This window comes from Verrucomicrobiia bacterium (genome assembly GCA_035495615.1).
In the GTDB taxonomy this organism is placed as follows: Bacteria; Omnitrophota; Omnitrophia; order Omnitrophales; family Aquincolibacteriaceae; genus DATJFP01.
On sequence record DATJFP010000046.1, the window covers coordinates 1 to 8,492 of the forward strand.

Sequence of the window (8,492 nt, forward strand, 5' to 3'; positions counted from 1 at the left end):
CCGCGCAGGCGGAACCGGTGCGTTCGGCTCATACCGAGGCCGAGCTGGTTTCTGAAGTCACTTCCATTCAGCCGGGTACGCCCTTCTGGGCCGGCCTGCATTTGAAGATGGAACCGCGCTGGCACACTTACTGGCGAAATCCCGGGGATTCCGGACTGCCGACGCAGATCAAATGGAATCTGCCCGAAGGCTTCGAGGCCGGCGCCCTTCAATGGCCGCAGCCTGAAAAGGTGGATTTGCCGCCGCTTGCCGTTTACGCGTATGAAAACGAAGTGCTGCTGCCGGTCCAGATCACGCCTCCCGCATCACTGACTCCCGGGCAGGACATCGAACTCAAGGCCAAAGCCACGTGGCTCGCCTGCGAAGAAGTGTGCATTCCCGGGCAGGCGGAATTGTCGCTGCATCTTCCCGTGAAAGCGGAAGTCCCGGCGCCGGACCCGGCAAAGGCTACCGTTTTCGCGGAAACCCGCGCCCGTTTCCCGCTGCGTGAATCGGAATGGCGGGCGGAAGCGTTCACGGGAAAAAAGCAATTCGTCCTCCGCATCACGTCCCCGAACGCATACCTGCTTTCCGGATTGTCTTTTTTCCCTTACGACGAAAAACTGATCGACCATGCCGCGCCTCAAACCGCGCGCAAAATCGAGTCGGGTTATGAGCTGATTCTGAAGCGCGGCAATCTTTTCACCGGCAAGCTGGACGCGCTGGAAGGCATTCTTGTTTCCAAAGAGGGCTGGCGCGGCGCCGGTTCGGAGACGTCGCTCGAAATCAAGGCCCCTGTCACGCCGCGGGATTTTCCGGAGTCCGCGGGCGGCGCTCCCATGAAATTGGGCGCGGCGCTCGTATTCGCGTTCCTGGGCGGGCTGATCCTGAATCTCATGCCCTGCGTTTTTCCCGTACTCTCGATCAAGATCCTGAATTTCGTGGAACAGGCTTCCGAGCAGAAAATCAAACCGGGCCTGCACGGGATCGCGTTCACGGCGGGAGTTCTGGTTTCTTTCTGGCTGTTGGCCGGCGCTTTGATATTTTTCAGGGCCGCGGGGCATGAGATCGGCTGGGGATTCCAGCTCCAGTCGCCGGTTTTCGTGGGATTCCTGGCTGTCCTTTTTTTGATTCTGTCGCTCAGCCTTTTCGGTTTTTTCGAAATCGGCCTTTCGCTCACGGGGCTTGGAGGTTTTTTGACGGGAAAGTCCGGCCTGGGCAACAGCTTTTTCGGCGGCGTGCTCGCCACCGTGATCGCGACGCCGTGCACCGCGCCGTTCATGGGAGCCGCGCTGGGCTTTGCGCTGACGCAGCCTCCGGCCGTGTCGCTGGCCGTCTTCACGCTGCTGGGGCTTGGCATGGCATTCCCGTATCTGCTGCTTTCCTTTTTCCCGCGCCTGCTCGCATTCGTGCCCAGGCCCGGGCCGTGGATGTCGGGGCTCAAAAAATTCATGGGCGTCCTTCTCCTGGCGACGGCCGCGTGGCTGGGCTGGATTTTTTTTCTGCAGTCGGGAGCGCATGTGACAACTCCGGGACACGGCGGGAAAATCGCGTGGGAAACTTATTCGGACGAGCGGCTTGCGTCGCTCCGCGCGAGCGGCACGCCGGTCTTTGTGGACTTTACCGCGGCGTGGTGCCTGACGTGCAAGGTCAACGAAAAGATCGCGCTGGACCAGGACCGTGTCAAAAAGAAATTCGAGGAACTGAAGATCGTGCCGTTGAAAGCCGATTGGACTTCCCGTGACGAACGCATCGCCCGCGCGCTGGCCGGGTATGGGAGAAGCAGCATCCCGCTTTATGTTTTGTACGGGCCCGGGCATAGCGAGCCCGTCCTTTTGCCCGAAATCATCACGGCGGACCTGGTCGTGCAGGCCGTCGACAAAGTTTTTAAGGCCGCCATAGACGCGGAAAAGAAACCCAAGGAGGCTTTATGAAAGCGAAAGTATTTTTTCTCGCATTGGCCGTGATCGCGCTGGCTTTTCCCCGCCTTGCGCGCGCGGACGTGCAGGTCGGGGAAATCGCGCCCGACTTTACCTTGACCGACATCGAAGGGAAGAAGCAGACCCTCGTCGGCCAGCAGGGCAATTACGTGGTCCTGGAATGGACGAATCCCGATTGTCCTTTTGTCCATAAGCAGTATGACAGCGGCACCATGCAGGCGCTGCAAAAGGAAATGACTTCCAAAGGGGTTGTGTGGTTTTCCATTGCTTCGTCGGCGCCCGGCAAACAAGGGCATTATTCCGCCAAAGAATGGAAGCAGATTGTCACGGACAGGAAGGCGTTCCCCACGGCTGTCCTGCTCGACCCCAAGGGGCTCGTTGGAAAACAATATGGCGCCAAAACCACGCCGCATATGTACGTCATCGATCCGAAAGGCGTGCTGATCTATGAGGGCGCCATCGACAGCATTCCTTCGGCGGATCCCGCCGACATCAAGGAAGCCACCAATTACGTGAGCCAGGCACTGAACGAGGCCATGAGCGGCCAGCCCGTGAGCACGCCGTCCACCAAGTCCTACGGCTGTTCGATCAAATACGCTTCCTGACGCGGGCTTTTTTTTCCGGTTAAAAAACACAGGCCTAACATTCCGGACTTTTTCCAGCAAGTTCTAGCAAATGGCGGGCCGGGGTTGCCACGCCGGACCTCCGCACGCATACTTCTCACGGACTTCTCCGCTCGAAAAAGGCCGTTTTAATTTGTTATAACGCACTATATTTATTGGATAGCTGCGGCGCGGCCGCCATTTGGTAAAGGACTCCGGCTAAGGTATCTTTTGGATAGAGGCACGGGCCAAGTGCCGTGTCCGCCGGAGCCGGTTATGCCGAACTGTTTTTCCCGCATTCTTCTTCTCGCCGTAACTCTTTTGGCAACAGGTTGTCACCACCTCGACCGCAAGGGCATTATCAGCACCGAGCTTCCTCTCACGCTCGATGACCTCGGTGAAATCAAGGCCGGAGAAGAAAACCACGAACGGGTCCTGGAAAATTACCGCGTTTTCGACAGCCCCAAACTCCAGGCCTACATCAGCAAGATCGCCGACAACATCGCGGCGGTTTCCACGCGCCCGCATCTGCCGTATAAAATCATTCTCCTGGATGATGAGGAGGTCAACATGTTCGGCGGGCCGGGAGGCTATATTTACATGACGCGGGGGCTCCTCAACTTTGTCGGCACCGAGGATGAGATCGCCGCGCTCCTCGCGCATGAGATCGGGCACATTTCCCATTACGATTATTCTTCGATCCCGCAGCACACCAACATGAAGAAGCTGCATCAGTACATGCTGAAAGGGAGCGAGCTGGCCCGCGACAGCATCGGCACTTACGGCACGGCGATCAATTACGGGTTGAAGGGCATGGAAAAAGCCGCGCCATACGTCAGCCGGAGATTCAATGCGGATGCTGAAATCGTGGCCGACGACATGGCCATCAAATTCATGACCCAGGCAGGCTATGACGCCCGCGGGCTCCAGACGTTCATGGACCGCCTCTCGAAAGTGGAGATGGGGGACGTGGGCCGGTTCGTTCTGTTCATGAACGCGCATCCGCCTTTCCAGGACAGGCGCATGATGCTGGACGAGCGCCTGGCTAAAATGACCTTCGACGAAAAGGCCGTCTCCATCGAATTCAAGGCCGACACGCTGGCCGAAGTCCGGCAGACCAGCGTTAATGCGCCGAGTTCCATCCTCTTCGTGCCCCAGCTCGGAGTGCACCACGTGACGCCGCTTGCGCTCGAAGACCTGCAGCGCAAAGAATCCCTGCAGCAAAAAGCGGACGCTCACTAAGAGCCTATCCCGTTCAACCGGCGGTTGAGCAAGTTCTCCGAGGAAGTTCTTTTCAAGCCGCCGCCTCTCGGTTATGATTTCCGTGATCTATGAAGCTGACCGAAATCTTCCTCAAAAACAAACGGACTTTTTCATTCGAATTTTTCCCGCCCAAGACCGACGAAGGCGAAGCCAAGCTCTTCGATACGGTCCGCGAGCTGAAAGAGCTTTCGCCTTCCTTTATATCTGTGACCTACGGGGCCATGGGCACCACCCGGCAGAACACGCTGCGTATCGTCCGCAAGATCAAGAATGAGATCGGCCTGGAAGCGGCGGCGCACCTGACCTGCGTCGGCCATCCCCGCGGCGAGATCCGCAAGGTGCTGGAAGACCTCAAGAGCGCCGGCATCGAGAACATCGTCGCGCTGAGGGGGGACCCGCCCAAAGGGGAGACCTCGTTCCGGGCGGCCGAGAACGGTTTCCGTTATGCCTCCGAGCTTGTCCGCTTCATCCGCGAGCAAAACGACTTGGGACAGGCTTTTTCGCTCGCGGTCGCGGGTTATCCCGAAGGGCATATGGAATGCCGCGACCTGCAAAAAGACCTCGATCATTTGAAAATGAAAGTCGATGCCGGGGCTGATGCCGTGATCACCCAGCTTTTTTTCGACAACCGCGACTATTTCGATTTCGTGGACCGCGCGCGCAAGGCCGGCATCCTCATCCCCATCATCGCCGGCATCATGCCGGTCACGCACGGGCCGCAGATCCAGAGATTCGCGGGCATGTGCGGCGCGAAAATCCCGCCGGAAATGATGAAGGCCATCGAACGGTTCGGCGAAGACCAGGCCTCAGTGGAAAGTTTCGGGATCGATTACGCGGTCCGGCAATGCGATGAGCTGCTTCGCCGCGGAATTCCCGGCATTCATTTCTACACGCTGAACAAATCCAAGGCCACGCGCGACATCTGCCGCAATTTAGGGCTTGCAAAAACAAAGTAACAAAGACAAAATGTTGCTGCTTGATCAGGAAGCATGGTGATTTGCGTCTGAGTCAGAGGTTTTCCTGGAGCCCGCGATAAAGTCCCCGCGCGGGAATTTGGGACGGGCTCCCAACCCCCAACGAAAGGACCCTGCTGTGGACGATGAGAATCAAATCAATCAGCTTCGCATGTACACGGTTCAGGAAGCCAACGGGCTCATTCCCCAGTTGACCGAACTCATCCACCAGGTGCAAGCCAAGAAAAAGCAGATTTCCTTTTTGGAAGTGGAAATCGACCTGATGGAGCTTGTCGGAGGCGGAAAGAGCAAAGCCGTCCAGACTGGGATGGCCGCGTACGAAAAAGCTGTGAACGAGTTTTACGGGATCATTGATTCGATTCACCAGTTCGGCTGCATGTTGAAGGATGTGGACCGCGGTCTTGTGGATTTTTACACGGTCTATCAGGGACGGGTGGTTTATTTGTGCTGGCAGCTCGGCGAAACCGAGATTACCTGCTGGCATGACATCGGAAAAGGGTATACGAGCAGGACTCCTCTGGAGCCCCAGCGCGACATCCTTTAATAATAGGACAAATCAGGAGACCTCATGCCGGCGGCTTCTAAAACCGCAAGTTCTTCTTCTGCCCTTAAAGAGGGGGCAAGCGCCCCTGCTTTTAACCTTCCGTCCACGGAAGGGGCGAATATCCGGTTGTCGGACTATAAAGGAAAGAAGAACGTGGTCCTTTACTTCTATCCCAAAGACGATACCCCGGGCTGCACCCGGGAAGCCTGCGATTTTCGCGACAACCTCAAGAAGATCCAAGCCCGGGACGCCGTCATCCTCGGAGTCAGCCCCGATTCGGTGGCGGCCCACGATAAATTCAGGGATAAGTACAAATTGCCCTTTACGCTGCTCAGCGACGAGAGTAAAGAAATGCTAGAAAGATATGGCGTTTGGAAGGAAAAGTCGCTTTATGGGCGTAAATACATGGGGGTGGAAAGGACGACCCTCATTATTAATAAGAAGGGGCAGATATCCCGGATCTTCCCCAAGGTGAAGGTCGAGGGGCACTGGCAGGAAGTGCTGGAAGCCCTTGAAAACGCCTAAGTTTACCCTCCCGCCAAGGCCTAAAAAAGGCTTGTTGATAAAGTCTTTTTTGCTATAATATTCGCCCGACGCTTAATGTCCGGAGAAGTTTCTTCCAAGAACCTTCTTTTCAATCCTGCTCAGTTCTGTAATTAGGGCGGCCTAAAGCCGCCTTCATTTTATCAACGGGGAGTTATCCATTGGCCGATATTACGATTAAACAATTACTCGAAGCCGGTGTCCATTTCGGGCACCAGACGCAGCGCTGGAATCCGAAGATGAAGAAGTATATTTTCGGGGAGCGCAATGGCATCTACATTATTAATCTCGAAATCACGGTTCAGTACCTGAAAAAAGGCCTCGAGTATGTGAAGGGCATCGCCGGAGAAGGAAAAGAAATCCTTTTCGTCGGCACCAAGAAGCAGGCGCAGGACCCCATTTCCGATGCGGCGCAGAAATGCGATATGCCGTACGTGAACCAGAGATGGCTCGGCGGCATGCTCACCAATTTCGATACCATCCGCAAGTCGCTCGGCCGTCTGGACATGATCGACCAGATGGAAAAAGACGGCAGCTTCCAGTTCGTCACGAAGAAAGAAGCCGGCTCCCTCAAGAAAGAACGCGAAAAGCTGCAGAAGAACCTCATGGGTATCCGCGCCCTCAAGCGCCTGCCTGGGGCGATCTTCGTGATTGACGCGAAGAAAGAAGAGATCGCGATCAAGGAAGCCCGCAAGCTTGGCATTCCGGTCATCGCGGTCCTCGATACGAACTGCGATCCCGATGTTGTGGATTGGCCGTTCCCCGGCAATGACGACGCCATCCGCGCCATCAAGCTTTTCTGCGAAAGCGTGGCCGAAGCCGCGAAAGAAGGCCGTGACGGCTTTAAGAAGATCGTGGCCGAACAGGAAGCGCAGCGCGCAAAGGAAGCCGAAGAAAAGGCGGAAGCGGCTGCTGCCGACAAAGCCGGTTCGCCGCTCTCCGAAGAGCAGCCCGAACTCGCCGCCGTCGTGGAAAAGGCCGAGAAAGTCGCGCAAGTCGAAAAAGATAAGAAGCAGAAAACCGAAAAAGCCCCGAAACCGCTTCGCAAGTAATCCCGGGCCGCAGGCCCTGATCAAAGGAATCAGCGAATGACCATGAGCACGGAAGCCAACGACAAATCGAACATCGTCAAGCTGCGCGAGTTGACCGGCGCGGGCATGATGGACTGCAAGAATGCGCTCGTGGAAGCCAAGGGCAGCCTCGAAGAAGCCCAGAAGATCATCCGCAAGAAAGGCCTCGACATCGCAAAGAAGAAGTCGACGCGCGAGGCCAAGGAAGGCCAGATCATTTCCTACATTCATGCCGGCGGCAAGCTCGGCGTGCTTCTGGAAGTCAACTGCGAGACGGATTTCGTGGCCCGCAACGAGACGTTCCAGGCCTTCATCCGCGATGTCGCCATGCAGATCGCGGCCGCGCACCCGCTGTTCGTGAGCGAGGAAAGCATCCCGCAGGCCGAACTGGACAAGGAAAAGGAAGTTTACAAGAGCCAGGTGGCGGGCAAGCCGCAGGACGTTCAGGACAAAATCATCCAGGGCAAGCTCACGAAAAGGTTCGAAGAGATCTGCCTTTTGCATCAGAAGTTCATCAAAGACGATTCGAAGACGATTGCCGATTACCTGAACGAGACGATTGCGAAAATCGGAGAGAACATCATCATCCGGCGTTTCGTGCGGTACGAAGTCGGCGGCAGTCTTTAAGCCGTACAACCCCTAGAAATTTCGATGGCAAAACAGTCGAAAAGTCCTTCCGCCTACAAGCGCGTCCTCCTCAAACTTTCCGGTGAAGCCCTTCAAGGCGACGCGGGATTCGGCGTCGACCCCAAAATTGCCGCCTCCATTGCCGAGCAGATCAAGGAAGTCTATGAAATGGGCGTGGACCTCGCCTGCGTCATCGGCGGCGGCAACTTTTTCCGCGGCCTTCAGGGCGCCGAGGCGGGCATGGAACGCTCCACGGCCGACTACATCGGGATGCTGGCCACGATCATGAATTCGCTGGTGCTCCAGGAAGCCCTGGAAAAGATCGATGTGCCGACCCGCGTGCAGTCGGCGATCGACGTCCACAAACTGGCCGAGCCTTATATCCGCCGGAAAGCGATGCGCCACATGGAAAAGCGCCGCGTCGTCATTTTTGCCGCGGGCACGGGCAATCCTTATTTCACGACCGATACCGCCGCGGTGCTGCGTGCCGTCGAGGTCGGCGCGGATGTAATCCTCAAGGCGACGAAAGTCGACGGCATTTACACGAGCGATCCCGTGAAGGACAAAAAGGCCAAGAAGTTCGAAGAGCTTCCTTATATTGAGGTCTTGAAAAAACGGCTCAAGGTCATGGATGCCACGGCGGTTTCCCTTTGCATGGAAAATGACCTGCCGATCATTGTTTTTGATCTGACGCGGCGGGGGAACATCCGCCGGGTGATCGCCGGAGAACGCATCGGTACTCTGGTCCATTCGTAAAACACCCACCTCTAGGAGGTTGCGATGATTGCCTCTCCCGAAGTCAAAAAAGTCGTTGATGAAATGCAGAAGAGCATGTCCAAGGCCGTGGAATCGACGCGCAAGGAATTCAAAAACATCCGCACGGGCCGCGCTTCGATCGCTCTTGTAGAAGGCATTCAGGTCAATTATTACAACACGCCGACGCCGTTGAA

Annotated in this window: 9 protein-coding genes; all 9 read left to right on the plus strand. The window is 56.5% G+C overall.

Annotated elements, in window-relative coordinates; all coding sequences use genetic code 11:
• Positions 1 to 1,913, plus strand: a 1,913-nt coding sequence (locus tag VL688_06185) for a protein-disulfide reductase DsbD domain-containing protein (protein HTL47637.1), incomplete at its 5' end; no start/stop codon positions are given.
• A complete protein-coding gene (locus VL688_06190) occupies positions 1,910 to 2,524 on the plus strand; it encodes a redoxin domain-containing protein (protein ID HTL47638.1) in 615 nt (204 codons plus the stop codon). The genes VL688_06185 and VL688_06190, both read left to right, overlap by 4 nt.
• A gap of 273 nt (positions 2,525 to 2,797) precedes the next feature.
• Complete coding sequence (locus VL688_06195) at positions 2,798 to 3,763, plus strand: M48 family metalloprotease (GenBank protein ID HTL47639.1); 966 nt, start codon at positions 2,798 to 2,800, stop codon at positions 3,761 to 3,763.
• A gap of 89 nt (positions 3,764 to 3,852) precedes the next feature.
• Positions 3,853 to 4,740 carry a methylenetetrahydrofolate reductase [NAD(P)H] gene (metF, locus tag VL688_06200; protein HTL47640.1) on the plus strand — a complete coding sequence of 296 codons (888 nt, stop codon included), beginning with the start codon at positions 3,853 to 3,855 and terminating at the stop codon, positions 4,738 to 4,740.
• Between the two features lie 136 nt (positions 4,741 to 4,876).
• Positions 4,877 to 5,302 (plus strand): DUF2203 domain-containing protein, encoded by a 426-nt coding sequence (locus VL688_06205; GenBank protein HTL47641.1) that lies wholly within the window; start codon positions 4,877 to 4,879, stop codon positions 5,300 to 5,302.
• A gap of 24 nt (positions 5,303 to 5,326) precedes the next feature.
• Positions 5,327 to 5,827, plus strand: a complete 501-nt coding sequence (gene bcp, locus VL688_06210; GenBank protein HTL47642.1) for a thioredoxin-dependent thiol peroxidase — start codon at positions 5,327 to 5,329, stop codon at positions 5,825 to 5,827.
• A gap of 179 nt (positions 5,828 to 6,006) precedes the next feature.
• Entirely contained in the window at positions 6,007 to 6,897 is an 891-nt protein-coding gene (gene rpsB, locus VL688_06215; GenBank protein HTL47643.1) for a 30S ribosomal protein S2, read from the plus strand.
• 36 nt (positions 6,898 to 6,933) lie between these two features.
• On the plus strand, positions 6,934 to 7,542 hold the full coding sequence (locus VL688_06220) for a translation elongation factor Ts (protein ID HTL47644.1): 609 nt from the start codon (positions 6,934 to 6,936) through the stop codon (positions 7,540 to 7,542).
• 24 nt (positions 7,543 to 7,566) lie between these two features.
• Positions 7,567 to 8,298 carry a UMP kinase gene (gene pyrH, locus VL688_06225; protein HTL47645.1) on the plus strand — a complete coding sequence of 244 codons (732 nt, stop codon included), beginning with the start codon at positions 7,567 to 7,569 and terminating at the stop codon, positions 8,296 to 8,298.
• Positions 8,299 to 8,492 lie beyond the last annotated feature (194 nt).

Coding starts and splice junctions, on each gene's coding strand:
- VL688_06190 (HTL47638.1), top strand. CDS start 1,910: ATGAAAGCGAAAGTATTTTTTCTCGCATTGGCCGTGATCGCGCTGGCT.
- VL688_06195 (HTL47639.1), top strand. CDS start 2,798: ATGCCGAACTGTTTTTCCCGCATTCTTCTTCTCGCCGTAACTCTTTTG.
- metF (HTL47640.1), top strand. CDS start 3,853: ATGAAGCTGACCGAAATCTTCCTCAAAAACAAACGGACTTTTTCATTC.
- bcp (HTL47642.1), top strand. CDS start 5,327: ATGCCGGCGGCTTCTAAAACCGCAAGTTCTTCTTCTGCCCTTAAAGAG.
- VL688_06220 (HTL47644.1), top strand. CDS start 6,934: ATGACCATGAGCACGGAAGCCAACGACAAATCGAACATCGTCAAGCTG.
- pyrH (HTL47645.1), top strand. CDS start 7,567: ATGGCAAAACAGTCGAAAAGTCCTTCCGCCTACAAGCGCGTCCTCCTC.